This window comes from Listeria grandensis (genome assembly GCF_014322885.1).
Lineage (GTDB): Bacteria > Bacillota > Bacilli > Lactobacillales > Listeriaceae > Listeria_A > Listeria_A grandensis.
Genome location: NZ_JAASUG010000010.1, coordinates 70,921 through 97,622, shown reverse-complemented (window position 1 = coordinate 97,622; position 26,702 = coordinate 70,921). Strand labels below are relative to the sequence as shown.

Annotated in this window: 26 protein-coding genes; 23 read left to right on the top strand and 3 right to left on the bottom strand. The window is 42.7% G+C overall.

Annotation, left to right across the window (positions count from 1 at the left end):
* Positions 1–19: 19 nt before the first annotated feature.
* The 10 genes from gatA (at position 20) to HCJ54_RS12895 (ending at position 12,384) form a co-directional block, all read left to right on the top strand.
* Positions 20–1,471 (top strand): Asp-tRNA(Asn)/Glu-tRNA(Gln) amidotransferase subunit GatA, encoded by a 1,452-nt coding sequence (gatA, locus tag HCJ54_RS12940; protein ID WP_036066348.1) that lies wholly within the window; start codon positions 20–22, stop codon positions 1,469–1,471.
* A 15-nt stretch (positions 1,472–1,486) separates the two neighbouring features.
* Positions 1,487–2,917 carry an Asp-tRNA(Asn)/Glu-tRNA(Gln) amidotransferase subunit GatB gene (gene gatB, locus HCJ54_RS12935; protein ID WP_187137945.1) on the top strand — a complete coding sequence of 477 codons (1,431 nt, stop codon included), beginning with the start codon at positions 1,487–1,489 and terminating at the stop codon, positions 2,915–2,917.
* 179 nt (positions 2,918–3,096) lie between these two features.
* Entirely contained in the window at positions 3,097–4,038 is a 942-nt protein-coding gene (locus HCJ54_RS12930; RefSeq protein WP_187137944.1) for a diacylglycerol kinase, read from the top strand.
* Positions 4,039–4,200: 162 nt separating this feature from the next.
* Positions 4,201–4,959, top strand: a complete 759-nt coding sequence (locus HCJ54_RS12925) for a hypothetical protein (protein ID WP_187137943.1) — start codon at positions 4,201–4,203, stop codon at positions 4,957–4,959.
* A 69-nt stretch (positions 4,960–5,028) separates the two neighbouring features.
* A complete protein-coding gene (gene rlmD, locus HCJ54_RS12920; RefSeq protein ID WP_187137942.1) occupies positions 5,029–6,393 on the top strand; it encodes a 23S rRNA (uracil(1939)-C(5))-methyltransferase RlmD in 1,365 nt (454 codons plus the stop codon).
* A gap of 1,157 nt (positions 6,394–7,550) precedes the next feature.
* Positions 7,551–8,219, top strand: a complete 669-nt coding sequence (locus HCJ54_RS12915; RefSeq protein ID WP_187137941.1) for a nucleotidyltransferase family protein — start codon at positions 7,551–7,553, stop codon at positions 8,217–8,219.
* Positions 8,216–8,977 carry a Panacea domain-containing protein gene (locus HCJ54_RS12910; RefSeq protein ID WP_187137940.1) on the top strand — a complete coding sequence of 254 codons (762 nt, stop codon included), beginning with the start codon at positions 8,216–8,218 and terminating at the stop codon, positions 8,975–8,977. The genes HCJ54_RS12915 and HCJ54_RS12910 overlap by 4 nt, the downstream gene beginning before the upstream one ends.
* A gap of 443 nt (positions 8,978–9,420) precedes the next feature.
* Positions 9,421–9,774: a hypothetical protein gene (locus HCJ54_RS12905; protein ID WP_036066343.1), complete on the top strand. Its 354-nt coding sequence runs from the start codon at positions 9,421–9,423 to the stop codon at positions 9,772–9,774.
* Between the two features lie 347 nt (positions 9,775–10,121).
* The gene (locus HCJ54_RS12900) at positions 10,122–11,027 is read left to right on the top strand and encodes an acetamidase/formamidase family protein (RefSeq protein WP_425324809.1); all 906 of its coding nucleotides are present in this window, start codon (positions 10,122–10,124) and stop codon (positions 11,025–11,027) included.
* Between the two features lies 1 nt (position 11,028).
* Entirely contained in the window at positions 11,029–12,384 is a 1,356-nt protein-coding gene (locus HCJ54_RS12895) for an APC family permease (RefSeq protein WP_187137939.1), read from the top strand.
* A gap of 23 nt (positions 12,385–12,407) precedes the next feature.
* Here HCJ54_RS12895 and HCJ54_RS12890 read toward each other — a convergent pair whose 3' ends face one another.
* Both HCJ54_RS12890 and HCJ54_RS12885 read right to left on the bottom strand, forming a co-directional pair.
* Positions 12,408–13,859, bottom strand: coding sequence for a sodium:solute symporter family protein (locus HCJ54_RS12890; RefSeq protein WP_187137938.1), 1,452 nt, complete (start codon positions 13,857–13,859; stop codon positions 12,408–12,410).
* The gene (locus HCJ54_RS12885) at positions 13,856–14,068 is read right to left on the bottom strand and encodes a DUF3311 domain-containing protein (protein ID WP_221644848.1); all 213 of its coding nucleotides are present in this window, start codon (positions 14,066–14,068) and stop codon (positions 13,856–13,858) included. The genes HCJ54_RS12890 and HCJ54_RS12885 overlap by 4 nt, the downstream gene beginning before the upstream one ends.
* A gap of 131 nt (positions 14,069–14,199) precedes the next feature.
* Between HCJ54_RS12885 and HCJ54_RS12880 the strand changes: the two genes are divergently transcribed.
* On the top strand, positions 14,200–14,760 hold the full coding sequence (locus HCJ54_RS12880; protein ID WP_222713032.1) for a molybdate metabolism regulator: 561 nt from the start codon (positions 14,200–14,202) through the stop codon (positions 14,758–14,760).
* Positions 14,761–14,889: 129 nt separating this feature from the next.
* Here the strand turns inward: HCJ54_RS12880 and HCJ54_RS12875 are convergent, their stop codons facing one another.
* The gene (locus HCJ54_RS12875; protein WP_187137937.1) at positions 14,890–15,216 is read right to left on the bottom strand and encodes a DUF898 family protein; all 327 of its coding nucleotides are present in this window, start codon (positions 15,214–15,216) and stop codon (positions 14,890–14,892) included.
* Between the two features lie 126 nt (positions 15,217–15,342).
* Between HCJ54_RS12875 and HCJ54_RS12870 the strand changes: the two genes are divergently transcribed.
* From HCJ54_RS12870 to HCJ54_RS12815, 12 genes are all read left to right on the top strand, one after another.
* A complete protein-coding gene (locus tag HCJ54_RS12870) occupies positions 15,343–15,819 on the top strand; it encodes a hypothetical protein (RefSeq protein ID WP_036066333.1) in 477 nt (158 codons plus the stop codon).
* A 76-nt stretch (positions 15,820–15,895) separates the two neighbouring features.
* Positions 15,896–16,321, top strand: a complete 426-nt coding sequence (locus tag HCJ54_RS12865; RefSeq protein WP_036066332.1) for an Ohr family peroxiredoxin — start codon at positions 15,896–15,898, stop codon at positions 16,319–16,321.
* 167 nt (positions 16,322–16,488) lie between these two features.
* Positions 16,489–17,256, top strand: coding sequence for an ABC transporter ATP-binding protein (locus tag HCJ54_RS12860; protein ID WP_187137936.1), 768 nt, complete (start codon positions 16,489–16,491; stop codon positions 17,254–17,256).
* On the top strand, positions 17,243–19,219 hold the full coding sequence (locus HCJ54_RS12855; protein ID WP_187137935.1) for an ABC transporter permease: 1,977 nt from the start codon (positions 17,243–17,245) through the stop codon (positions 19,217–19,219). The genes HCJ54_RS12860 and HCJ54_RS12855 overlap by 14 nt, the downstream gene beginning before the upstream one ends.
* 57 nt (positions 19,220–19,276) lie before the next feature.
* Complete coding sequence (locus HCJ54_RS12850; protein ID WP_187137934.1) at positions 19,277–19,954, top strand: response regulator transcription factor; 678 nt, start codon at positions 19,277–19,279, stop codon at positions 19,952–19,954.
* A gap of 13 nt (positions 19,955–19,967) precedes the next feature.
* Positions 19,968–20,846, top strand: a complete 879-nt coding sequence (locus HCJ54_RS12845; protein WP_187137933.1) for an NAD-dependent epimerase/dehydratase family protein — start codon at positions 19,968–19,970, stop codon at positions 20,844–20,846.
* A gap of 201 nt (positions 20,847–21,047) precedes the next feature.
* On the top strand, positions 21,048–21,518 hold the full coding sequence (locus tag HCJ54_RS12840; RefSeq protein WP_241433315.1) for a hypothetical protein: 471 nt from the start codon (positions 21,048–21,050) through the stop codon (positions 21,516–21,518).
* A gap of 38 nt (positions 21,519–21,556) precedes the next feature.
* Positions 21,557–23,287 carry an adenine deaminase gene (ade, locus tag HCJ54_RS12835; RefSeq protein WP_187137932.1) on the top strand — a complete coding sequence of 577 codons (1,731 nt, stop codon included), beginning with the start codon at positions 21,557–21,559 and terminating at the stop codon, positions 23,285–23,287.
* 1 nt (position 23,288) lies between these two features.
* Complete coding sequence (locus HCJ54_RS12830) at positions 23,289–24,332, top strand: sensor histidine kinase (RefSeq protein WP_187137931.1); 1,044 nt, start codon at positions 23,289–23,291, stop codon at positions 24,330–24,332.
* A gap of 6 nt (positions 24,333–24,338) precedes the next feature.
* Positions 24,339–25,442, top strand: a complete 1,104-nt coding sequence (locus HCJ54_RS12825) for an iron-containing alcohol dehydrogenase family protein (RefSeq protein ID WP_187137930.1) — start codon at positions 24,339–24,341, stop codon at positions 25,440–25,442.
* A 2-nt stretch (positions 25,443–25,444) separates the two neighbouring features.
* Positions 25,445–25,942 (top strand): GNAT family N-acetyltransferase, encoded by a 498-nt coding sequence (locus HCJ54_RS12820; protein WP_187137929.1) that lies wholly within the window; start codon positions 25,445–25,447, stop codon positions 25,940–25,942.
* A gap of 18 nt (positions 25,943–25,960) precedes the next feature.
* Positions 25,961–26,617 carry a DNA alkylation repair protein gene (locus tag HCJ54_RS12815; RefSeq protein ID WP_187137928.1) on the top strand — a complete coding sequence of 219 codons (657 nt, stop codon included), beginning with the start codon at positions 25,961–25,963 and terminating at the stop codon, positions 26,615–26,617.
* Positions 26,618–26,702: the final 85 nt, after the last annotated feature.

Sequence of the window (26,702 nt, the reverse complement as noted above, 5' to 3'; positions counted from 1 at the left end):
AAAGCAGGAGGGAATTAATTTGGGATTATTTGAGCATTCAGTAAAAGACCTACATGAAAAGCTTGTAAAAAAAGAAATCGCGCCATACGATCTTGTCAAAGAATCATTTGACCGTATTGATGCTGTAGAAGATAAAGTGAAATCGTTTATTACGTTGAACCGTGATAAGGCGTTAGATGTTGCCGAAGAACTTGGGGATGCTGGGATTGATCCAAACAATATGTTAGCAGGTCTGCCGATCGGTATTAAAGATAATATCGTGACGAAAAACCTGCGCACGACTGCCGCAAGTAAAATTCTGGAGAACTTTGATCCAATTTACGACGCAACGGTGATGCAAAAATTAAAAGCGGCACAAACGATTAATATCGGAAAAGTAAACATGGATGAATTTGCAATGGGCTCGTCAACCGAGAATTCTTATTTCCAAACAACGGCAAATCCGTGGAATTTAAATAAAGTACCAGGTGGTTCTTCAGGCGGTAGCGCTGCGAGTGTAGCTGCTGGTGAAGTATTGTTTTCATTAGGATCAGATACGGGTGGCTCGATTCGTCAACCGGCTGCATTCTGTGGTGTTGTTGGGATGAAACCTACATATGGCCGCGTTTCTCGCTATGGTTTAATCGCTTTTGCATCGTCACTTGACCAAATTGGGCCGATCACGCGTACCGTGGAGGACAACGCGTATTTGCTAGAAGCGATTTCTGGTGTGGATCCGCATGACTCCACGTCGATCGATCAGCCAGTGGAGAATTTTGCGTCTCACTTGACGGGTGACATTAAAGGTTTACGCATTGGCGTGCCAAAAGAGTACATCGGTGAAGGCGTGGAACCAGGCGTGAAAGAAGCGGTTTTAAAAGCGTTGAAAACGTTAGAAAACTTAGGCGCAACATGGGATGAAGTATCGCTTCCTCATTCTGAGTATGGCGTAGCAAGTTATTATATTTTAGCATCGAGTGAAGCGTCATCGAACTTGGCTCGCTTTGACGGCGTACGCTACGGTTACCGTTCACCAAACGCGCATACATTGGAAGAGCTTTACAAAAAATCACGCGCCGAAGGTTTTGGCGATGAGGTAAAACGTCGTATCATGCTAGGAACTTTTGCGCTTAGCTCCGGTTATTACGATGCATATTACAAAAAAGGACAACAAGCACGTACGCTAATCAAGCAAGATTTTGCGAATGTATTTGCAGATTACGATGTGATTATCGGGCCAAGTGCACCAACTGTTGCCTTTGATATTGGCGGATTGATCCATGACCCAATCACGATGTATTTAAATGATTTGTTAACGATTCCGATTAACTTGGCTGGTCTTCCGGCGATCTCGGTTCCTTGTGGACTCTCAGAAGGTATGCCCGTCGGTTTGCAAGTGATTGGTAACTACTTCGATGAAAAAACGATTTACCGTGTGGCGCATGCATTTGAACAAGCAACAGAATTCCATAAAGAAAAACCAAGTTTATAAGGGAGGGCGAGACATATGAATTTTGAAACAGTAATCGGACTTGAGGTCCATGTAGAATTGAAAACAGAATCCAAAATCTTTTCGCCGGCACCTGCTCATTTTGGCGCGGAGCCGAATACGAATACGAACGTGGTGGACCTTGGGATGCCAGGCGTTTTGCCAGTTTTGAATAAAAAAGCAGTCGAATACGGTATGAAAGCAGCGATGGCAATCAACTGTGAAATCGCAGAGCACACGAAATTCGACCGTAAAAACTACTTCTATCCAGATAATCCGAAAGCCTATCAAATCTCACAATTCGACCAACCAATCGGCGAACACGGCTGGATTGATATCGAAGTACATGGTGAGAAAAAACGTATCGGTGTTACCCGTCTTCACTTGGAAGAGGACGCTGGTAAAAATACGCATACATCACACGGCTACTCCCTTGTCGACATTAACCGTCAAGGCACGCCGCTTGTTGAAATCGTGTCAGAACCAGATATGCGTACAGCTGATGAAGCCTATGCTTACCTTGAAAAAATCAAGTCGATCATCCAATATACAGGCGTTTCCGACGTCAAAATGGAAGAAGGATCGATGCGCTGTGATGCGAACATCTCAATTCGCCCCGTAGGTCAAGAAGCGTTCGGAGTAAAAACGGAGCTGAAAAACTTGAACTCCTTCACAAACGTGCGTAAAGGTATCGAATACGAAATCAAACGCCAAGCAGAAGTTCTAATGGCAGGCGGCATCATTGAGCAAGAAACACGCCGTTTTGAAGAAGCCACAGGGAAAACGACGTTGATGCGTATCAAAGAAGGTTCCGATGATTATCGTTATTTCCCAGAGCCAGATTTGGTGGATTTATATATCGATAATGAGTGGAAAGAACGCATTCGTGCTGAAATTCCAGACCTTCCAGACAAACGCCAAGTGCGCTACGTAGAAGAAATTGGTTTACCAGCATATGATGCGATGGTTCTTACACTAACAAAAGAAATGTCCGATTTCTTTGAAGCAACCATTCAAAAAGGTGCCGATGCAAAACAAGCGTCGAACTGGTTAATGGGTGAAGTTTCTGCATACCTAAATGCAGAGCAACAAGAACTTGTCGATACCAAGCTAACACCTGAAAATCTTGCTGGCATGATCAACCTCATCGAAAAAGGAACGATTTCATCCAAGATAGCTAAAAAAGTTTTCCGTGAACTCATTACAAACGGTGGCGACGCGGAAGAAGTAGTGAAAGCGAAAGGCCTTGTTCAAATATCGGATGCCGGCGAACTCAGAGGTATTATTTCCGGTATTCTAGATCAAAACGAACAATCTGTAGCCGACTTTAAAAATGGTAAAGATCGTGCGGTTGGTTTCCTTGTTGGCCAAGTGATGAAAGCGACGAAAGGTCAAGCAAATCCAACAATGGTTAATGAAATTTTGGTAGATGAAATGAACAAACGTTAAATAACATACAGAGTTATTAGGGGCGGGAAAATAGACGCTCCTAGTAACTTTTTTGCATTTTTTAAGCAAGACGATAGCTTCAGAATGGGTTTTTGGAGGCTAGTTTGGTATAATGAAAAGTGTTCGGTGTAAAAATATTACACCTATAGACTCCTTTTTGAGAGGATGGAGAATATAATATGCAGAAACGAGCGCGAGTGATTTATAACCCAACATCAGGAAGAGAAATTATTAAGAAAAACTTGGCTGATGTGTTAACAATACTAGAAAATGCGGGATATATAACGAGCTCCCATGCAACGACACCAGCTGAAAATGATGCTAAAAATGAAGCACGAAAAGCAGTGGAGGATCGCTATGATTTAGTGGTAGCAGCTGGCGGTGATGGTACGATTAATGAGGTTATTAATGGTATCGCTGAACAGGAATATCGACCCAAAATAGGAATTATCCCAACTGGAACGACGAACGACTTTGCGAGGGCACTGAAAATTCCGCGTGACGTGATTAAAGCGACGGAGATCATTGCTAAAGGTGCTAGCGTCGCGATGGATATCGGAAGAGCTAATGATACGTATTTTATCAATATCGGTGGTGGTGGTCGCATTACAGAGCTTACGTACGATGTGCCGAGTCGTTTGAAAACCATGCTCGGGCAGCTAGCTTATTATTTGAAGGGCATTGAAATGTTACCATCGTTAAAGGCGACGCATGTCAGAGTGGAATATGATGATGGCGTTTTTGAAGGAGAAGCGATGTTTTTCCTACTCGGATTGACGAATTCAATCGGTGGTTTTGAAAAAATAGCTCCTGACGCTAAATTGGACGATGGCAAATTCTCATTGATTATCGTGAAAAAAGTGAATCTGGCAGAGTTTATCCGGTTAGTGACGCTGGCTTTACGTGGTGATCACATCAAGGAGCCAAACGTGATTTATGTGAAATCGGAGAAGGTGGTCGTGCATTCCGATGATCAGATGTTGATTAATTTGGACGGGGAATTAGGTGGAGAAACACCAATGATCTTCCAAAACTTGAAGCAACACATCTCCTTTTTCGCCAATGTAGCAGACATTCCAGCGTCTGACTTAAACAATAAACAAATGGAAATGATTGATTAATATACAGGGTAGCCATATTCTTTCCAGGGGAGTACTGTTTTTGTAATATATCAAGGAATTAATGTAATTATTGTAAACAACTTGTATTAAATCGTAAAATGCGATATAATGGTGGAAGCTGTTACGAACAAAGCGAGATACAAGAAAGAAGGTGTTTGCGACTTGAAGAATAGTCGTATAAGCCGTTTTATCATTGGTTTATTGGCATGCATAGCCATCGGGGGTGCAGCCTTTCTGATATTTTGGAATGTGCAGGCAGAAGAAGTAATGCCTGAGATTGATCAAGCGAAATTAATGGATAGTAATAGAACGTGGATTAAAACCAGTACGAGTATTGCGATTGAGCCGAATCTGGTCGTGCCTATTAAGGGTGACAATACCGTGACGAGTATCGCGAACAATGGCGATTTGATTTTAGATACAACCAATAAGACCGTGCTCACTAAAATGGCAAAAGTAGATTCGAAATACCGGGAAATGGATCGTTTCCGCATTCGAATTTTTGCAAATAAGGTGTCGACAGTAATGAACCCAGCGACGTTTCAGTATACGCACGACAAGGTCGATGGTTTTTTAACAAGTTACTCCATTTTGAATGGTACGCTTGAGAAGGTGGCGGGTAAAGGATTTAATCTTACAACAACAGTTGGCACACCGCTACAAGTGAACGAGAAATTAGAGACCGATTATTCTAGTCGGTTGGCGGAGAAAATCGCACCTGTATTAGGAATTAATGCTAAAATATCGAGTCAGTATTTAGAAGATGAATTTAATATTGAGGCTGGAGAGCAGGTTATCGCTTACCCTAGACAATTGCATTATCAATTTAGTGCAGAGAAGACATCACTTGTTTTTTTCAAAGGAGATAGCGACGAAGAAATTGAGCAACCAGTCGGATTAGAATATGTGATTAAGAAGTAGAGGATAGGTATGCGCTTATCCTTTTTTTTGTTATAATAAAGAGTCGAGAAAAGAGAGGGAGGGCTATTAATGGGGGCTCCAGTGAGTAAGAATGAGTGCATGGATGTAGTTTTTGAGGATTTAACGCATGATGGCAATGCCGTCGCTAAAATAAATGGCTATCCGATTTTTGTGCCACAAGGTTTGCCGGAAGAGATGGCGCGGATTAAGGTTATTAAAACGAATAAGAACTACGGATTTGGCAAAATTATCGAGTTGACGAAGGAAAGTGTGGATCGGGTGAGGCCGCCTTGCGTTGTTTATGCACAGTGTGGCGGTTGTCAGTTGCAGCATTTGAGCTATGATGGGCAATTGCGCATGAAGCAGAAACAGGTGGCGCAGGTGATGAAGCGGATTGGGAAGCAGGATGTGGAGGTATTGCCGACACTTGGAATGGCGGAGCCTTGGCGATACCGAAATAAGGCACAAGTGCCAGTCGGATTTGTCAATGGAAAGCTAGTCGCTGGCTTCTACCAACAACGATCGCATCAGATTATTGATATGGATACGTGTCTGATTCAACAGGAACAAAATGATGAAGCGATTCAGCTAGCGCGCGAGATTTTTGCGAAGTATCATATGGAGCCGTACGATGAAACAACCAGAAAAGGTGTGTTACGGCATCTGATGACGCGATTTGCGACGACGACGGGGGAATTGATGCTAGTCATCGTTACAACGAAGCCGAATTTTCCAAATAAGGAACAGATTGTTGCGGAGTTGCAGCACGCGATTCCAGGCTTAACATCGCTAGTTCAGAATGTGAATGCGGCGAATACGAATGTTATATTTGGTGATCGGACGCTGGTTCTTGCTGGGCGCGAATACATTATGGATACGATTCACGGTATTTCTTTTGCGATTTCCGCGAGGTCTTTTTATCAAGTGAATCCCGTGCAGACGGAAATCTTATATGCCGAAGCGTTGAAATTGGCGGGGCTGACAGGCAGGGAGACGGTTATTGATGCCTATTGCGGCATTGGATCAATCTCGCTTTGTTTGGCGAAAGAAGCGAAGCATGTGTACGGAGTTGAGATTGTGCCGCAAGCAATTGAAGATGCACGAGCGAATGCTAAATTGAACGAGATGGATAATGTGACGTTTGAGGTTGGGAAGGCGGAAGAAGTTATTCCTGCATGGTTTAAAGACGGCGTGAAGGCTGACGTGCTTGTTGTTGACCCACCGCGTAAAGGTTGCGACGAGGCGTTGCTCCAGACGATCTTGAAAATGAAGCCTGAGCGTGTCGTGTATGTGTCCTGCAACCCATCCACATTAGCACGAGACATGTTCGTGTTAACCGAGGGCGGATATGAGGCAAAAGTGGTACAACCGGTAGATATGTTCCCTCATACAACGCATGTGGAGTGTGTGACGGTGCTAACGCTTAAACCGTAACGCTTTGCAATGTTATAAGAGGATGGAAAAACACCATTTCCCACCCTCATGCCACCGCCTGTTGAAAGGCGGTGGCATTATTTTATCTTATCTTCAAAAATATCTACAGTGTCATCTGCCATTTTTGGCGTAACATGAGAGTAGGTATCTATCGTTGTAGAATGCCCCCTAAACGAACTTGAACACCCCTTTAGTGTTAGCTCCGCTTTCTATTAGCCTGTGTACGGCGCAGAGAATGGAAGCTAAACTTGATACCAAGATCATAGTTCACAACGCGGCTTAAATATTTCATTGAATTTTGAGATACAAGCGTTCCGTTTTCTTTTGTACATACAAAATCATTTTGAGTATAATATTCTCCGTATTTCTTTCAAGCGGATTTATACCTTGCATAATTGGAAAAATCAGATGTCGTTGATTCATCACTTCGCAAGAGAGGTGACAGAGACATTAGAGAGTGTTAAGCAGTCAATTGTAGACTACTTGAGCAGTAAAAATATCGATTCCAACATGGCTAACCATAAAAGCTAGTCCTAAGTATGGCATCGTAAACTATACTGGAACAGCGGCACCGAATATGGCTCTATTGAATAAATTAAAAGCAGGTGCTTCGCCACGTAAACCAATGCAATCAGGATATAAATGTATTTTATTAGTGGATTATCTAAAATCTGTTAAGAACGTATCTGATTATATTTCGCGTTCAAAGTACTCCAACAGTATGGTATTAAAGATTATAATGGCAGTACTTCGCAGAATCTCCGACTTTTGAAGAAGGTACGCGGATTTTAATTGAGACATAAAAGCCCTCTACTTTTGGGGCGCGTACAAAAAAGAACACTTGTTCTCTTTTTGCTTTACTATATAAAAAAAGTGTGGTATTATAAATTTAATAACAGTAATATTTGACTACTAGACATATGTAGGCAACCGATATCATTACATTAATGTTACAGTGTTTTGTTTTTTACACTTGAAACATTGGTATTATGCTATTTGTTTATATTATAAAAATTAGTTGAGGTGCTATGAGTGAAATCTTTACTTCTGTGAAAAATCGGATATAATGTTAAAGTTTGACTTTCAAGTGATTGTTTATAATAATTAGGATATAAAACATTATATATTTGTTTATTTTTCATAGGGGATGAGCGAGGATGGATGAAAATAAATTTGAACTTTTTGCGGATGAGATTCTGAAATTGCACCAATCTTTTTCAGATAACTGGAAAGAAACATCAAACTCAAAATTAATCAATTTGAAGAAGGCTACGGTTCACAATATGTTGAATGGGAAGATGTTTAATAAGGAATTTCTTGAAATAGTAGATGAGTATCATATCTTGTTGAATAGACAATTCTCAAATTTGTCAGAAATTCAATATGACTTCGAAAACGAAATATGGGAAATACGAACTAGAGTTAAACAAAAGGATTCCATAATCAATAAATTATTCCATTATAGCAAAAATCAGGCAGGAGAAGGGTATCCGTTAAATAAATGTTTGAACGATGTAATGGGGTATAGATTGATGATAGACGGAATTGATATTATGAGTCATGAAACCCAAGATTTATGCAGGAGAGTAGCAAGTAAAGATGGATTGAGAAGCTATTATCAAAATAAAGATGGGTATAAAGGGATTCATTTCTACTTTAATAATAATAATAACTTTAATTTCCCTTGGGAACTTCAGGTTTGGGCAAAAGATAACGAGGTAGAAAATGAACGACTGCATAGCGATCACAAAGCGAAGAGAAGCTATATTTCATGGCCAAATGATTATAATAATTCAAAAGCAAATGAAAGGGTGAAAGGTTTATGACATATCATTTTATCGCCATTGCAAGCGATTTTGATAAAGGTTTAAGAATTGGTTGGCATTATGCATCTAACGATAGATTAGATTCTAAAAAAATCGATACATTTCTTGATAAAGCTATGAAAAAAGGCGATATAAGCTTTGGTATGCACAAATTAACCACAGATTCTTTGGATTGGCAATCAGTAGTTAAGAAGGATAGTTTTTTTGAAGATGTGTTTGCTGTAGAGGATATGGATGAGTTCTTAGAGCGGCTGTACGATGATACAGATGTTAGCGCGTTGGATGTTGCTAGAGTGATAATTAGTATGATGGAAGTTACTCAATTAAAGCTCCAGAAGCTTGTGTATCTTTGCTATGCTGAATATTTGACTAAGTTTAAAGCGAAGTTGTTCAACGAAAAGGTGGTAGCATACAAGTACGGTCCAGTTATAGAAGAAGTTTATTCAGCCTTTAGGGAATATGGGTACAACACAATCTATAGTGCCAATGATGATAGTTCGCGCTTTCATATGAGAGATTCAGCATTTAACCCAGTGTTTATGAAAGTTCTAAGTTCTGAAAATGGTTTGGATAAAGCATTGTCTATTATAGAGAGCGTTCAATATTATGGTGATTATTCCGCTAATGATTTGGTAAGTTTAACTCATCAGGCTGACACACCATGGGATTTGGTGTATCAGGAAAATTGGAATAAACAAATAACGGATGATCTTATTTTGGAATTCCATAAAAATGAATTAGGATTATCTCTAGATTAGAGCCCCCGAATTAACCTTCGAGGGTCTTTAGTTTTTGCATATCCGATTACTTAATCGGTGCTCATCTCGATCATAAGACAAAAGCGATTAGGTGCTAGCTGGTCGCTTTAATGATATCATTCTTGGGTGGCAAACAGTAAAAATCCACCCTAGCGCGGTATAAAATACGAATAAATATAAATTAAGACCATAAGAAACGAGAGCTATAAACAGCGCATGTGGAGTGTGTGACGGTACTACAAGGAGAGCTGTCTAACGAATCCTAATTTGTAGCAGATCAGATACGATTCCTAGGGAAGAGGGGACAAAATCGGATTTAGAATTTGTCTCCCTACTTTTCTTTTCAAGGTCTGGAGATTGGTACAACTGGCATTAGAAACATGCTATAATATAGGGGATCGCTCGTTTAGAAGTGCGGTCACACGCAAAGGAGGAGTTATGATATGAAAAAGCTATTTGATGAAACGCACGAACACGAATCCGAGTTCTACCGCACGGTTTGGTATGGTTATGTGGAAGGTGACTTAGATGAAGCGCTTTTGGAGACGATTGTGTCTACGGTTCAAAGTGATCTTGCACAAAAGCTAGAGAACCCTTCAACAGCAACGCATTGGGTGTTCTATAGTGGGACAACGAATAAAGATGCGATTGATGATGCTGTTCGTTCTTCACTGATGATTCGTGAATGGAACGGGAACTTTGTCACAAACTATAATATGAGCGATTTTGAATTTGTGACAGCGTTAGATAGGATAAATGACTATAGAGGGAAGCTAGAACAACGATTAAACGCGTAAAGGGATGGATTTTGTGATCACGATTAGCCAGCTTTTTTAGTTCGTGCTTGTAGCGCTTATTTCGCATGTTTTTGATTTTATACCGAAAAATAAAGAACGCAATTGGATTACCATCTTGGTTTTGTTATTGCGGATATACTGGTCGATTTTCTGGCTGGGATAGGTGTAGAGGCAGCATGCGAGTGAATTATAAAATCAGCGAGTACTTTTCAAAAAAATAGAAGGACGAGATGCCATACGAGTATGTATGGTGTTTTTTTAGGATTCTAAATTGTCAAAAATCTACATTGACAAATGCGCCGTTTAGCTATAAGATAAATGCATCCAAAAAGAAAGGGTGAGGCGAAATGGTACATATTATAAAAAAAGGCGCGCCGATTTATGCCATGGATAAAAGGAATAAACCAGTGGCAACTGCAAAAGACGGAGATCGACTTATTTTTGAGGCGTATGATTGTTTTGAGGATCAGATCACAGATGAAGATGGTGCTTTTGAGAAGCTGGACTGGAATCGGATTAATCCGGCGACTGGGCCTGTTTTTGTGGAGGGCGCTGAGGTTGGTGATATTTTAGCGGTCACGATTGAGAAATTGGATATTGGGGATACAGCGACATTATTCACAGGTCCGGATGCTGGCGTGATAGGTGATGAGCTAACAGAAAATACAATTCGTCGTCTTCCTATCAAAAACGGAGCGATTAAATTTTCAGAAAAAATTGATTTGCCACTGAATAAGATGATTGGTGTGATTGGTACAGCGCCTGCAGGAGAGCCAGTTTCGTGTGGAACGCCCGATGCTCATGGCGGGAACATGGACTGCAAGGAAATTGGGGAGGGAACGACATTGTTTCTACCGGTGAACGTAGCTGGAGCCTTACTTGCGATGGGGGATTGTCACGCTGCAATGGGCGACGGGGAAGTCTCGGTTTGTGGAGCGGAAGTGCCATGTGATATCACCGTTACGATTAACGTTTTCAAAAATAAAGATTGGCCAACGCCGTTTTTAGTTCGTGATGGGAAGTTAAGTACGATTGCATCCGCAAAAACATTAGATACAGCAAGCGTTATGGCAACGAAGCAAATGGTTCATTTTGTGGAGCGCTACGCGGATTTGACAAAAGGTGAGGCGATTCATTTATTGTCGCTAACAGGTAATTTACGAGTGTGCCAAATTGTTGATCCAAATAAAACGGCACGGATGGAATTACCACTCACATACCTTACAAAATGGAGCACAGAGGAGCTGAATTAACATGGGTCAACCAGAAAAAGGGAGTTTGGAGTCATTTGGCTACAAACAAGAATTAAAGAGAACATTAACACTGAAGGATTTAGTCATTTACGGACTTATATTTATGGTTCCGATTGCTCCGTTTGGGATTTACGGAGAAGTGGTAACAGCATCGAAGGGAATGATCGTACTCACATATATGATTGGTATGGTCGCGATGCTGTTTACGGCGCTGAGTTACGGATCGATGTCACGGGCGTTTCCAATCGCAGGATCGGTATATGCCTATGCCCAGCGCGGAATTAACAAAACAGTCGGATTTTTAGCTGGTTGGATGATTTTGTTAGACTATGTCTTTGTGCCCGCTTTGCTTTATGTTGTGTCAGCGAACTCGTTAAAAGCGATTGTTCCTGATGTGCCAGTTTGGATTTGGCTCGTTATTTTCATTCTCGTGAACAGTTGGATTAACATTCGAGGTATTGCCTTTACGGCGCGCGCGAATATCATTTTCCTTGTGGGTGAATTGATCGTGTTGGCGATTTTTATTGCAGTTGGTATCGTTGCGATTTCCAATGGCGTTGGTGATGGCGTGACGATCAAACCGATTTATAATGCGGTCGATTTCAATTTACCATTCGTGATGACGGCGGTTTCGGTGGCCGTGCTGAGTTTCCTAGGATTTGATGGTATTAGTACGCTGGCTGAGGAGACGAAAGGTGGAAATAAGACGGTCGGCAAAGCGATTTTATGGGCGCTCATGCTGGTCGGTTTCTTGTTCATTATTCAAACGTATATTGCCGCGTTGATTCATCCAGATTATCTAAACTTTGATAATATCGATACAGCTTTTTATCAAATTGCAGGGGAAGCTGGTGGACCGTTCTTGAAAAATATAACGATTATCGCGACGATTCTTTCGTGGGGATTTGCTAATGCGCTCGCAGCTCAAGCGGCTATTTCACGAATTCTGTTCGGGATGGCCCGCGATCAAAACTTACCGAAGTTCCTCGCAAAAGTTCATCCGCGTTTTCAGACACCATACTTGAGCACGCTCATGGTTGGCTTTGTATCGCTTGTTGTAGGGCTTGTGTTCGTGAACGATATCGGGATTTTGTCATCGATCGTAAACTGCGGTGCGTTAACGGCGTTCCTAGTCATACACGTTTCGGTCGTTTACCATTACATCATTAAAATGAAATCGAAAAACTATTTGTTACATCTTGTCGTACCAGTGATTGGATTCTTGATTATTCTGTACGTGATGATTAATTTAGATAATTTGGCGAAGATTATTGGGATTTCATGGCTTGCAGTCGGGGTTGTATATTATGTGATCCTACGCTTGACAAGAAGAAAAACGACGATTGATATGGATTGAAAATAAAAACTCAGACGCCTTTTTTAGGCCGCCTGAGTTTTTTTGCGTGTGATGAAACTGATGATGAATGTCACGATTATATTTGCGATTAGTGGTAAGAAGCCGATATTGATATCGCTAATTGCAGTTGGAACACCGGGTAGTAGTGTTGCGAGTGTCATGCTATAGTTACTGATGAAAATCGTGATTAATATACCGACAACGATACCAGCCAGCACGCCTTGTTTTGTGACAGGGTTGTGCTTCATCAAGCTGGCAAATAGGGATGGGCATAGTTGAACGATCAAGCTATAGCCGACTTGTAAAATCGCTGCGAGTGCATTTCCGCCTTGAAAAACGAACAAGCAAGAAATAATCGCGAGGATTGGGACGAAAAACTTAGAAAGATTCGCAATTTTTTGTTCTGGGGTGTCTGGCTTATAGCTGTAAATAATGTTTTTCGTCAGCAGTGTGGCTGCGCTCATGAGGAGCATCGAGCCGGGAACAAGGGCAGTTAGCATTCCTGCTGCGCCAATAATGCCAACGAACCATGGATCAAACGTCTTCATTGCGAGTTGCAAAAGCGCGAGATCGCTTGCGTCGCCTTCTAAGCCTGGAATTTGTAAAACAGCGGCAAGTCCAATAAAAATCACGAATAGGAGCATCAACGTGTAAATAGGGCTAATAATCGCGTTTTTACGGAAAGTCTTGGCGTTTTTCGCGGTGAATGTCGAGGCGAAAACTTGCGGCCACATGTAGAAGCCCAACACGTAAAATAGAACGGTGGAGATGAACCAGGTAACGGTGTATGTCGTGTGCGGAAATGTGAGTAGTTCTGGCTTTACCGCAGCGATTTGTTCGAACATCTGCCCGATGCCGCCATAATAATGAACGGGTAGGTAGATTCCCATAAAGACGATGACCGCGAGAATCATGAAATCTTTTAGAACGGCAATCCATGCAATGCCGCGAATCCCAGAAATAACGGAATAAATAATGATAGCGATGGTGCCAACCACGACGGCAACTTTCATCGGGATCGCGCCGTAAGATGTAAGTGAAACGATGATGCCGAGTCCTTTTAATTGAATGACAACGATTGGAATAATCGCGATCACACCAACGAGAGCCACCACAACACCGAGCAAGTTACTATTGTACTTTTTAGCGAAAAAGTCAGACTGGGAAACGAGACGATGTTCGTGCGCGTACTTCCAGATGAGTGGCAATAGAAAATAGGATGTGACGTAGGATAAGGCGATATAGACCATGACGTAGACGGCGGATATTCCTTTGGAGTAGGCCCAACCGCTTCCGCCGAGAAAGGAGAAGGTGGTGTAGACTTCGCCTGCTGTGAGCAAGAATACGAAAACGGTATTGAAGCTTCGTCCACCGACTGCCCAGTTCTCAAGGTTCATTTTTTGCTTTTGACGGGCGCGAATTCCGATCGCTAATGTCAGCAGGAAAAAGGCAGTTAAGATGATGAGTGCGGTCATTGTTTTTCCTCCTTATTTTGCTTATCGAAATGGTAAACGATGGCTAGGATGCAAGTGGAGAGTAAGATGCCGGCAGCAACCCAGAATAAATTGAATGGCATGCCGAGTACCATTGGATGAATACGATTTGCGAAAGGCATTCCGGCCAATATAAATATAAATGGAACGATAAGCAACAGCTTGACCATGACAATCCCTCTTTTCTTCATTCGAAAACTGCTTTTATCTTACAACACTGGGCAGGTTTTTTCAATCGGTAAAGAGCTTTTGTTTTCAAGCGAGGTTTGGTAGAATATATTTGTGCATACAATCACAAATTTGAAGAAAAGGAGATAAACGAATGGCTATTGACATGTATTTTGATAATCAAGAAGTTGGACCGGATCGTAAGACGAGTCACCCACATTTTGTGTCACATTTTAAATCGGATTTTTATTTGGATTGTTCGGATGAGGAAGCTCCATTTGGAAGTGAGGAAGGTGCCGATACACTCGCGGCTTTGGAGGCGTTTTTTCAAGACAAGGCAGTAGAAGGGATTAGTTTGTCTAATTTTCCTCGACATATCATGGAGGAGCAGTGGGACATGACGTATTTTCCACCGAAAGATATGGATGAGGTCTCGCTTGCTAAGCTTGTGGCGGATAGTGAGGTGGCTGTCTGGATGTCGGATCAAGTCGTTCTGGCAACAGCATTTGGACAGATAAAGATTACGGGGTATATTATTCCTGAGCTAAGGGATATGGCGCATGATGCACTGGGTCGGATGAAGGCGATGAATGACTTGTTGGGACGCGAGGATGAATTCGGGTATTATGACAAAATGTTGTATGATTTGATGACGTTTGAGAAGACGTATATATCGGTGTTGCCAGACTTTTGGTGTAAAAGGTGCCAAATGTAGCATAGCAATTGCTCAGTAAATAGGCAGGCTTAAAAAATCAACGAGCCCTATTCGTTTACGAGAAACAGTCGAGGTTTAAGAAGCCCTGTCTCTTTGTTATCCAACTAGAGACGGGCTTTCTATTTTTATTTAGCTTGCAAATGTTGTATTTCGAGCTTTCCAATCTTCTAGTTTAATAAACACCCAGAAGGAATAGATACCAAGCGTAATGATAATCAGTAGTAGCCATTTAATCCAATTTCCGAATAGGCCAAATGCGGAGCCATGGAATTGCATGCGACGGCCTTCAATCACGGTATGGTGTATTTTCCAACCATAAATCATTGTCAGCGCCCACGGATAACAAATGCCTGCTGTTAGTACGGTCACAAGAATTCCTAAAATACTCCAACCGATAAATTGTAATAAGCCACCATCAAAAAATGAAGTTCTGCCGTTTTTCATTTCATTAATCATTGTTGAGCCACCTTTCATTTGTTTCATTGTACCTTGAAAAATAATATATTGTCGAGAATGACCTATCTTTCTGCTTTTATTCAAGGTACAATGAAGGTAAGTCTAAATTTAAATGAGGTTTTTATAGTGACAGAAAATTTTGCAGAAAAGATTGAAAATGGTGAAAAGGCGCAGTTTAAAGTGAATCCGACGCTCGTGATTTCGAGTAGTTTGCTTTGGATTGCAATTGGGATATTGCTTTATGTTATGTTTGATCATATTAAAGCGGTGAATGGGACGGAAAAACTGATTTTGTTGATTTTTATTGGATTTGTTGTGATCCGGCCATTATTCCGCTTGCTTAATTTGTCGCCAACATTGGAACTTTCCGCGGAGGGGATCGCTTATCGGGGGGACTTTCAAACTTGGGATAATATTGTAGAAGTGAAAATTACGGAACCTTCCTTCAAGCTTTTTTCACAAGGTCGGATGTTGGTGTATACAAAGATTAAGGATCAGCGCGAAATGGCGTGGGACATCGTGGCGGCGGATGTCAATTTACCGCTAGCTGATTTGGAAGAGCTGATGGCAGAATGTATGGAGCGTTATCAGACCGGGGATTAATGTTTTTTAACTACTCTTTAAGGGAATAAAAGAAGGGTAGCGAACGAGAGAAAATCTTTTTAAGGAGGTTATTTCTGTGGGAAAAACATTTTTTACGACGAGTGCAACGGGCGTTGGTGGTCGGACTGGAACGGTGAGTTCTAATGATAGTGATTTATCGTTTAAGCTAAGTCGACCGAAGTCTTTTAACGGTGAAGGTGGCAGTGGTACAAATCCAGAAGAATTGTTTGCGCTCGGCTATGCGGGCTGTTTTGGTAGCGCGTTTCAATCGGTGGCACGCAAAGAGAAGTCGGATGCGAAGGCCGCGATTACGGTTGCAGTTTCTATGAATGAGGATGATGCGCTTGGCGGGTACAAGCTTAGCATTGCCATTTTGGCAGAGGTTGCGGATGTCGGCCGTGATGAAGCGGAGAAAATAGTAGCATTAGCGCACGAAATGTGTCCGTATTCGAAGGCGACTCGTGATAATGTGAAGGTAACACTTGATGTGAAAATAAAATAGTAATGCATAAGTGGGACGCGTTGCATTTTTTTGATGGTTTTTGAACTGTTAAGAAAATGCAACGGGTCTCCTTTTTGTTTTTCTAGGTCTCAAGGTCAGGTGGGCAGGCGCAGGCTTTTAGTGTACAATGGATGCAGTAGAGTGTTTTGGAGCGGAGGAATGGATAGATGAGTGTTATTTTAAAGGCAAAGAATGTGAGAAAAGTTTATGGCTCGAAAAGTACGCTGTTTCCTGCGCTAAATAGTGTGAGTTTAGAGGTACATAAGGGTGAATTTGTTGGTGTAATGGGGCCGAGTGGTGCTGGGAAATCCACATTATTGAATGTACTTTCGACGATTGATAAGGCAACGTCGGGAAGCATTGAAATCGATGGGAAACCATTTGAAGATATGCGAGCGAAGGAGATGGCGGTTTTCAGACGGGATAAGTTAGGCTTTATTTTTCAGGATTATAATTTATTGGATACGATGACGATTAAGGATAACATCGCATTGCCATTATCGCTTTCTAAGGTGAAAACGGCGGATGTGGAGGCTCGTGTGGCGGATGTTATGCGGCAGTTTGGGATTCTAGAGCTTGCGGATAAATATCCAAGTCAGATATCGGGCGGTCAGAAGCAACGCACGGCGGTGAGTCGGGCAATGGTCACTAATCCGGCCTTGATTTTTGCAGATGAGCCGACGGGGGCGCTTGATTCGAAAGCGGCGACGAACCTGTTGGAGAGCTTGGTTCAAGCGCGCGAGGCACGGAATGCGACGATTATGATGGTAACGCATGACGCTTTTGCAGCGAGTTTTTGTGAGCGTATTTTATTTATCAAGGATGGGGAGCTGTTTACGGAAATATATCGCGGGACGGCGACCAGAAAACAGTTTTTTCAGAAGATTTTAGATGTGCTAGCAATGCTTGGCGGTGGAATGAATGACACTATTTAAAATTGCTTTTACAAATGTTCGCAAAAATTTTGGCCAGTTTTCGATGTATTTAGGATCGCTGATTTTGAGTGTGTTGATTTACTTTACGTTCGTATCACTGGCTTATAATAAGAGTATTGGAACCATCTTTAAGAAATGGGAACTTGGCGCGTACGGTGTCTTTTTAGCGGCTTCGATTGTGATTATTTTATTTGTTGCCTTTTTTGTTTTTTATTCGAGCAATTATTTTACGCGAAGTAGGAAGCGAGAACTGGGGCTCTATTCGTTGCTCGGTTTGCGCAAGGGGCAGATTGGACGCATTATTTTCTACGAGAATTTGATGATGCATGTGATGGCCGTAGTTTCGGGAATTCTGATTGGTATCTTTTTTTCGAAGTTCTTTTCGATGTTGCTGTTTCGAATTATGGACTTATCGATTCCAAGTGGCTTTACCTTTTCATGGTCAGCGATCGGTTCGACGATTTTCGTTTTTGGGATTATTTTGATCGTGACATCGGCAAATAGCTATTGGATCGTGTATCGGCATAATATGATTGAGTTGTTTAAAGCAGATGTACGGGAGAAGCATCCAGCGAAGGGTTCGCTTACGTTATCGATTATCGGAGTGCTTTTAATTGGATTTTGTTATTTTTTAGCGACTAGATCGGTCGAAAATTCAATGTTTTGGTCGAGTAATACTTTTTTTTGGTCGATGTTGTTTGTGTTGTTTGGAGTGATTTTAGGGACATGGTTGTTACTGCGATTCTTGTTTCCGTATGTTGTTTATAAGCTGTTTTTGCGCAAGTCGTTTTTCTATCGTGGTACGAATATTTTGACGGTGACATGGCTGCGTTATCGTATGAAGAAGACGGCGGGGACACTGACGATGATTGCTGTGTTAAGCGCGACGACACTGACGATTATCGGGACGCTTAGTTCTTTGTATACGAACATTATTTCGGTTACGGAGAACTCAAATCCGAATAGTTATCAGACGAGTTGGAGTACGCAGACGGAGCGAAGTGAGATTTATGCGGCGATTCGTGATAGCAAGACGAATGCGCTGATTTACCATGAAGCCGCAGATGTATATACGGCAGGCGTGATCAATGAAGTGGGTGAGAGCAATTCGTATTTGGATCAACGGATGGATCGTTTCTCGGTGATTTCGATGTCGGATTATAATCGTTTGGCGCAAAAGCTGGGCGATAATTGGAAGCAAATAAAGAAGTTGGACAGGGATCAGGCGATTTTCTTGTCCCCCACTGATGCTTTTGAGAATAGCAACCGAAAGCAGGCGTGGATGAAAGAGCCGTACAAGCTCACTTTTAAAAATAACTCAAGGCATTACAAGGTGAAAATTATGGATGTGTATGATCATACCATTTTTAATGCGGATATGGTCTCATCGGTGCTTGTTGTTAATGATGCGCTTTATAAAGAAGTAGCACAAAAAACGATGCCGAATCATATTGATATTTTTCAGGTAACGAATGAGGATAAGGCGGAGGCGCTTGATCAAAAAATCAAAAATGTGATCGGCGAGCCAAGTTATTGGTGGAACATGAACTTGTCGAGTTTTTATTCCAACTATCACATGATTAGTACGCTTGTCGGTGTGTTCCTTTATATCGGTATATTTATGGGCATCGTGTTTTTTGCGGCGACAGGAAGCATTATTTATTTCAAGCAGATCACGGAGGCGGTGGACGAGAAACCGCGTTTTGCTGTGTTGCAGAAAATGGGAATGAGCCAGCAGGAAGTGCGTCGCGTCGTCGCCAAACAAGTATTACCTGTGTTTTTGATTCCGCTTATTTTAGGGGTTTCTCACAGTATTGCGGCGATGATTGGGCTGACGGTGAATGCGATGTATAGTGTGGGTGTTCCGGTGATGATTAGTACGACGGTTTACACGCTATTTTTCATTGTTTATTATTTGGTTTGTGTGTCTACCTATACAAAGATGGTGACGAACGAGGACTAACGATTGAATGGAGGCGTCATTTTCTGTACAATGGGGATGAGGCAAGGAGGTATGGAGATGGTAAAGGTATATATAGTAGAAGATGATATCGTCATTCGTGATACAATTCAAAAACATTTATCAAAATGGGGTTTTGAGGTCAAGGTAGTGGCTGACTATAACAATATTTTAAATGAGTTCTTAGAGGTGGAACCACAGCTGGTCATCTTGGATGTAAACTTGCCGTATTTCGATGGGTTTTATTGGTGTAATCAGATTCGTGAGGTTTCGAATGTACCGATTATTTTCTTGTCGTCGCGGGATTCGAGGATGGATCAGATTATGGGGATGAATATGGGTGCGGATTATTATATTGAAAAACCGGTGGATCTCGATGTGTTGATGGCGCGGATTAATGCGTTGATTCGTCGTACATATTCGTATGCGGATCTCGAGGAGCCGAATGTGATGGAGCATAAGAATGTTTTTTTGCACATTGATACGAATACGCTCACCTATTTGGATGAAAAAATAGATCTGACGAAAAATGAGTTTTTGATTTTGTATGAATTGTTGAAGCAAAAAGGTCGGATTGTGAGTCGTGATGAGATTATGCGCGTGCTTTGGGAAGATGAGAGTTTTGTGGATGATAATACGCTCACGGTGAACGTGGTTCGAATTCGTAAAAAACTGACGGAAATCGGTTTGGCAGACTTTATTACGACTAAAAAAGGTCAGGGATATATGATCGAATAAGGGAGTGTTTGGTTTGAAAATTCTAGTTTTCGGTGGAACGCGATTTTTTGGCAAGAAATTGGTGGAGAGGTTGATACGTGACGGGCATGATGTGACGATTGCGACGCGTGGTAAAACGGCAGATGACTTTGGCGATACCGTGAAGCGCGTGGTAATGAAACGAGAGTCACGAGAAAACCTGTTTTGCTTGGCGCAGGAAGAATGGGATGTTGTCTATGATAATATTTGTTTTTCGCCACAAGATGCGTTGAATACAATCGCGGCTTTCCGTGATAAGGTCGGAAAATATGTGTATACGTCATCGCTTTCGGTATATCGGATGCGAGATCGGGCATTGGCAGAGGCTGATTTTGATCCCTTTCATTATGAGATCGTAACTGGAACGCGCGAGGATTTTGATTATGGAGAAGGGAAGCGTTTGGCAGAGGCTGTTTATTTTCAAAAGGCGACTTTTCCTGTTGTGGCGGTGCGCTTTCCGATTGTGCTGGGTGAGGATGATTATACGGGGCGCTTAGAGTTTCATATCGATCATGTGCTGGCAGGTGAGGAGATTGGTATGCCAAATCAGGATGCGGAAATTGGTTTTATTTCTTCGGATGAGGCGGCCGACTTCCTGAATTGGGTTGGTACGAGGTCGGATTTGGTCGGACCGGTGAACGCGGCGAGTGATTCCGTGTACAGGTTAGAAGAACTCATGGCGTTGATTGAAACGGCGACGGGAAAAGAGGCGCTGGTGGAAGAAAATACGGACGATAATGACGATTCTCCGTTCGGCATCGAAAAAACGTATTATTTGGATAACACGAAGGCAAAAAAGGCCGGCTTTGTTTTCCAGGATTTAAGAACGTGGTTGCCGAAGCTAATTAGATTTGGAATAGTGAAAAGGAATTAAGCAGTCATGCGCCAATTGTGATTGGTGACATAAGCATTAGTACATGAAAAGAAATGGCCTAACTCGTCAAAGTTGGATGGTCATTTCTTTTTGTCATTTTGCTGGTTGATAATGAGAATAACGAATAGCAATGAGGAGTAGTTGTTTTATTTTTTCGCCTTTCGCGGGGGATTTTAGTGTATAATGGAGCAGTGAAGCAAAATGAGAAAAGGATGTGACGAAGGAATGCTTTCCTTTGAAGAAAAGAAGAAAATTATCGATGAATATACAGAACTCGCGGCGCACCCCGTTTCGATGGGACGGATTAATTATCATTTCCCTGAAAGTGTACGTGAAAAAAGAATCGCTGTGAATCATTTACATCCGAATGGGAATGCGTTTGTTTATGCGCCTTATTTGGATGAGGCAGATAAGAATGGCTTTGTGAATATTCGTGAAGCGACTGAAAGTGAGATTAGAGAGTTAGTATCTGGTTCTATCGCATTTTTAAGTACGGATGGGGACGAGTTTGAAGAGGGGTACGAGGAAGCGTTTCGTGATGCGTACCGGACGGTTGTCATTTTGCGCTATGAGAATAAGATGTGGGCGATTTATTCAGATGATCATTTGGAGGCCATTTTTCCTACGCGTGAAGCGGCGGATGGTTATTTGGCGGACGAAGGTTTTCAGTGATTGAGAGTTAATTTTTGCGTGAAGGAGGTAAGGTGCGGATGCGAAAGGTGAAGCAGTTACAGGAACGCGTGGCAGTAAGTGATTTGCGTGCTGCAGCAGATGTGATTATTAAGAATGGTCGGATTGTGAACGTGTTCTCTGGTGAGATTATGGAGGGTGACGTCGCGATTAAGAGTGGTTATATTGTTGGCATTGGTGAGTTTAGTGAGGCTGCGGAAATTATTGATGCAAGAAGGCAGTTTATTGTGCCGGGCTTTATCGATGCACATGTCCACGTCGAAAGTGCGATGGTTCCACCTTCTGAGTTTGCGCGCGTATTGCTGCCAAACGGCGTGACGACGATTGTAACGGATCCTCATGAGATTGCGAATGTAGCAGGCGTAAAAGGAATCGAATTTATGCTGGATGATGCGGCAAAAACACCACTTGACATGTATGTGATGCTACCTTCTTCTGTTCCTGCGACACCGTTTGAGCATAATGGCGCGATACTCACAGCAAGTGATTTGCGTGCGCTTTACCACCATGAAAAAGTGATTGGACTCGCAGAAGTGATGGATTTCCCGTCCGTTGCGAGTGGACAATCCGACATTTTGCAAAAGATTGTGGATGCAGAGAAGCACGGTGGCCGGATTGATGGGCATGGCGCTGGACTTTCCAAGGCGGACTTGAACAATTATTTGGCGGTCGGGATTCGGACGGACCATGAGAGCACGACAGCGGTTGAGGCGTTGGATCGTTTGCGTGCTGGTATGTATGTGATGCTTCGTGAAGGAACGGTTGGGCGCGATATGATTCATACGTTGCCTGCTGTGAATCCGAAGAATAGTCATCGTTTTTGCTTTTGCACGGATGATAAATTGATCGATGATTTGCTTGAGGAAGGATCGATTAATTACAATGTGCGGCTTGCGATCGCGAATGATATTGATCCTGTGATGGCGATTCAGATGGCAACAATCAATGCGGCAACGTGTCATAAGTTATCGCATATCGGTGCTGTTGCAGCGGGTTATCAAGCCGATATTTTATTTTTACGTGATTTGGAAACCGTGACGATTACAAAAGTAATGAAGCGTGGACAGGTGGTCGTGGATGATGGCTTGCGAGATGAGGCGCTGTTTAAGAAAACCGTGGGTGCTTTTGAATCGCCGGCAATCAGACATTCGCTAAAGCGGGAAGATTTGAAGCTAGCAATGACGGGCAACATGGCAAACGTTATCGGAATGCAGCCGAATAGTCTGTTTACGGAACATTTGGTGGAGTCGGTGACGGTGCAAGATGGTGTCTTCCAATCCGCAACAGAGAACGATCAGTTGAAGATGGTTGTCGTTGAACGGCATAAAGGTACGGGGTGCGTTGGTGTTGGGATTGTGAAAGGTTTTGGTATCCAGCATGGTGCAATTGCAACGACGGTGGCACATGATTCACATAATATCGTTGCTGTCGGCGAATCGGATGAGGATATCTTGCTTGCCATCGCGCGTATTACAGAAATCGGTGGCGGTATCGCCGTCGTAAATAATGGCAAAGTCGCGTCCGAACTAGCATTACCGATCGCAGGCCTTTTGAGTGAAGCGCCGTATGAAGACATTCAGCAACAGCTGGATCATCTCAATGATGCCTTCCGTGAAGTTAGTACGAAGCAAGGTTTTGATCCATTTTTGACGCTATCCTTTTTGACATTGCCGGTGATTCCGAACCTGAAATTGACGGATCAAGGTTTGTTTGATTTTAATGCGTTTGGATTTATCGAAGTGGAGGTGTAAGATGACTTGGTGGAGCTATGTGCGCGATAAGAAATTTTTCTTGTTGTTTTTTGTGGTCGTGATGTTTTTTATTGGCATTTTGCTTGCGGTAGACCCGAATAGTCAGTTGACATTGGGCAATATTATTTACTTGTATGTATTTATGCTACTCTTTTTGATTGCGTATTTGGTGCTTGGTTATTCATTCAAGCGGATGTATTGGAACGCGATGCAGAAGTTGGTGGAGGGCGAGATTGAAGAGAATATTATCGAATTATTGCCAAAACCACGAACACGTGAGCAGGCGTTTTTCAATGAGTTGATGCGTAAAAAGCACTTGGAGGAGCAGCGCGAAATCACGAAATTGCGAGATAAGCAGCAGGAATATCATGATTTTATCTTGTATTGGGTGCATGAGGTGAAGACACCAATTGTGGCGAGCAAGATGTTGATTAATAATCCGGATTTGAATGACCCAACAACGATTTATCGCGGGGTGGAGGCTGAGCTTGATTCGATTGATCGGTTGGTGATGCAGGCGCTTTATTATTCGCGTCTCGACACGTTTGCAAAAGATTATTTCATTCAAGAACTGTCGCTTGGCCCGGTGATTCGTGACTGTGTGAAACGCCATTCGAAGCTCTTTATTTCGAAAAAAATGAAGCTTGATTTGGCAGAAATTAAGATCGAGGTTCGTAGTGATAGCAAGTGGCTTGGTTTTATTTTGGATCAGGTGATGACGAATGCACTGAAATACACCGATGCGGGTGGTGAAATCAAGATTTGGTGCGAGACAAGTGAGTCTGGTGGCAAAACAGAGCTACATATTCGAGATAATGGTATCGGTATTAAAGAAGAGGATTTACCGCGCGTATTTGAGCAAGGCTTTACGGGTATGATTGGACGAACGGAGAAGAAAGCTACCGGAATGGGACTTTATTTAGCACGTCAAATGTCTGGGAAGTTGGGACATAAGATTGAGATATCGTCTGAGGATGGCGTTGGCACCGAGATCGTGATGACCTTCCAGCAAAAAGAAGACTACCTATTAATAGCAAAGGATTGAGGGCTTTTGGAGAAAAATTTGATTGTTCGCGGTGCGCCGCAAGAATTTGAATGCAAAATCGGGGCTTGGCAAGCGTTAGGTGAGCATTTAGAGCGTCGCCAGATCCGTCGAGTTTTGGTGGTTCATGGTGATGCCTCGTGGGTGAAAGCAAAACGATTTTTCCCAGAGCTTACGGGTGTGGATGTGACGTTTGAGGCGTACCGCGGGGCGTGTACTTTTGAAGAGCGTGACCGGGTATCGGTGATTGCTAAGACGGTCGGTGCTGAAGCGATTATCGGCGTTGGTGGCGGGAAGGTCGCGGATTTAGTGAAGGCGATCGCGGCACATGCGACGCTTGCAGTCGTTATTTTGCCAACGCTTGCGGCGACATGTGCTGCTTGGACGCCACTCAGCGTGATGTATGACGCGCGTGGTGAGATGTTGCAATATGATGTTTTTGCGCGGAGTAATGCACTGGTGTTACTTGATCCTGAGGTGATTCTGGACTCGCCAATCGAACTGATGATTGCGGGAATTGGTGACACACTCGCGAAATGGTATGAGGCGGACGTGATTATTTCACAGCTTGCGGAACGTTCCGTGGAGATCGAGATTTCACATTATACGGCAAAACTTTGTCGGGATATCTTGCTTGCGGCTAGCGAGGAAGCGCTTGATTCGATGCGTGATGGCAAGTTAAGTGAGGCGTTCGTGAAGGTGGTCGAGACGAACATCATGGTGGGCGGTATGGTCGGTGGATTCGGTGACGATTATGGCCGGACTTCAGGTGCGCATTCCATTCATGACGCACTCACGGTTTTGGACGCGACGCATCATATATTGCATGGAAATAAGGTCGCGTATGGCGTTTTTGTGCAACTGATGATGGAAGACCGCTGTGATGAGATCGCGAGCCTGATTCCTTTCTATGAAAAATTAGGGTTGCCGACTTGTTTGCATGATATGGGATTGGCTGATTTGTCTGATTCCGCACTGGGACGAGTCGCTACGCGAGCGACAGCACCAGATGAGACGATTCATTTGATGCCAGGCGTAATAACAGCACACACGGTTCTGGGGGCAATCAAAGATCTAGAAGCATTTATAGTAAAAACGCGAGCGGAGGTCTAGAAATGACGGTAACGATAGAGGTAGCGAAAGAAGAGGATAGAAAGGCTATTCGTGAGGTTTTAGAAGCCAGTTTTCCGACGACCGCAGAGGCTGATTTAGTAGATGCCATCACGGCGTCCAAAGAATATTTACCGGACCTTGCCCTTGTTGCGCGAGTTCGTGAGGAAGTGGTTGGTTTTAGTTTGTTAAGTGAGTGTTTCGTGGGCAACGAGGTTATCCTTGTTCTTGCGCCAGTTGCTGTAAAACCAGAATGGCAATCGCGCGGTGTTGGTAAACAGTTGATGGAAGCTGGGATCACCAAGGCAAAAGACACGAATTACCGTTGTATCAGTGTTTTGGGACATGAGACATATTATCCGCGATTTGGTTTTAAGCAAGCGAAAGACTACCAAATCACGGCGCCGTTTGACGTTCCAGATGTGAATTTTATGGTGTATCCGCTCAGGAAAGAGATGCCATCAGGAGTTGTACGTTATCCAGCAAGTTTTGATAGTGTTTGATAAAGGAGTTGTATAAAAATGGATAGTAAAACAAACTGCTCTTCAAAAGCAGAAAGTATTTTAGCCCAGATAAATAATCAAACGAAGCTAGGCGATTTAAGAAAAATTGCGAAGGACATAAAAAAAGATCATGAGCTAGCGATGGAACTTTGGTCAAGTGAAGCCCTTTTGCCGAGACTATTAGCTATTTTAATTATGGATAAAAAACTTCTCAATCAAGATATTTTAAATAAACTAGATAAAGATATGCAGACGCACCCTTTCGATGAGCGAAATAATTTAATGGACTGGTTAATGGCGAATCAGCTCGCCAAAGATAAGAAAACAATCGCGTTGATGGAGTCATGGGAGAACAGTTCTTCTGCTCTTCAAAGGCGAACATTTTGGTATTATCAAGCACGGCTTAGATGGACGGGACAAACACCGCCGGATAACACCGAAGACTTGTTAGCTGCATTGGAAACTACTATTATGCAGGAAGCGCCAGAAGTGAAATGGGCGATGAATTTTCTGGCAGGCTGGATAGGCGTTTATGATGAAACGAATCGCGCACGTTGCATAAAAATAGGCGAGAAAACGGGACTTTATAAGGATGAAGTAGTGTCAAAAGGATGTACGCCTAACTATTTGCCGGAGTTTATTACGATGGAAGTTAATAAACGGCAGAATAAATAGGTTCGGCTACGCAAGGTAAGGGAGGAGCAAGTGTGACAGCTACACATCAATATTATGTGGGTAGTTCTTCATCTGATTTTTGTAT

Bases quoted from the DNA above. Each gene is read 5' to 3' on its own strand.
- gatB (WP_187137945.1), top strand. From the start codon at position 1,487: ATGAATTTTGAAACAGTAATCGGACTTGAGGTCCATGTAGAATTGAAA.
- HCJ54_RS12930 (WP_187137944.1), top strand. From the start codon at position 3,097: ATGCAGAAACGAGCGCGAGTGATTTATAACCCAACATCAGGAAGAGAA.
- rlmD (WP_187137942.1), top strand. From the start codon at position 5,029: ATGGGGGCTCCAGTGAGTAAGAATGAGTGCATGGATGTAGTTTTTGAG.
- HCJ54_RS12915 (WP_187137941.1), top strand. From the start codon at position 7,551: ATGGATGAAAATAAATTTGAACTTTTTGCGGATGAGATTCTGAAATTG.
- HCJ54_RS12910 (WP_187137940.1), top strand. From the start codon at position 8,216: ATGACATATCATTTTATCGCCATTGCAAGCGATTTTGATAAAGGTTTA.
- HCJ54_RS12905 (WP_036066343.1), top strand. From the start codon at position 9,421: ATGAAAAAGCTATTTGATGAAACGCACGAACACGAATCCGAGTTCTAC.
- HCJ54_RS12900 (WP_425324809.1), top strand. From the start codon at position 10,122: ATGGTACATATTATAAAAAAAGGCGCGCCGATTTATGCCATGGATAAA.
- HCJ54_RS12895 (WP_187137939.1), top strand. From the start codon at position 11,029: ATGGGTCAACCAGAAAAAGGGAGTTTGGAGTCATTTGGCTACAAACAA.
- HCJ54_RS12890 (WP_187137938.1), bottom strand. From the start codon at position 13,859: ATGACCGCACTCATCATCTTAACTGCCTTTTTCCTGCTGACATTAGCG.
- HCJ54_RS12885 (WP_221644848.1), bottom strand. From the start codon at position 14,068: ATGAAGAAAAGAGGGATTGTCATGGTCAAGCTGTTGCTTATCGTTCCA.
- HCJ54_RS12880 (WP_222713032.1), top strand. From the start codon at position 14,200: ATGGCTATTGACATGTATTTTGATAATCAAGAAGTTGGACCGGATCGT.
- HCJ54_RS12875 (WP_187137937.1), bottom strand. From the start codon at position 15,216: ATGATTAATGAAATGAAAAACGGCAGAACTTCATTTTTTGATGGTGGC.
- HCJ54_RS12860 (WP_187137936.1), top strand. From the start codon at position 16,489: ATGAGTGTTATTTTAAAGGCAAAGAATGTGAGAAAAGTTTATGGCTCG.
- HCJ54_RS12855 (WP_187137935.1), top strand. From the start codon at position 17,243: ATGACACTATTTAAAATTGCTTTTACAAATGTTCGCAAAAATTTTGGC.
- HCJ54_RS12850 (WP_187137934.1), top strand. From the start codon at position 19,277: ATGGTAAAGGTATATATAGTAGAAGATGATATCGTCATTCGTGATACA.
- HCJ54_RS12840 (WP_241433315.1), top strand. From the start codon at position 21,048: ATGAGAAAAGGATGTGACGAAGGAATGCTTTCCTTTGAAGAAAAGAAG.
- ade (WP_187137932.1), top strand. From the start codon at position 21,557: ATGCGAAAGGTGAAGCAGTTACAGGAACGCGTGGCAGTAAGTGATTTG.
- HCJ54_RS12830 (WP_187137931.1), top strand. From the start codon at position 23,289: ATGACTTGGTGGAGCTATGTGCGCGATAAGAAATTTTTCTTGTTGTTT.
- HCJ54_RS12820 (WP_187137929.1), top strand. From the start codon at position 25,445: ATGACGGTAACGATAGAGGTAGCGAAAGAAGAGGATAGAAAGGCTATT.
- HCJ54_RS12815 (WP_187137928.1), top strand. From the start codon at position 25,961: ATGGATAGTAAAACAAACTGCTCTTCAAAAGCAGAAAGTATTTTAGCC.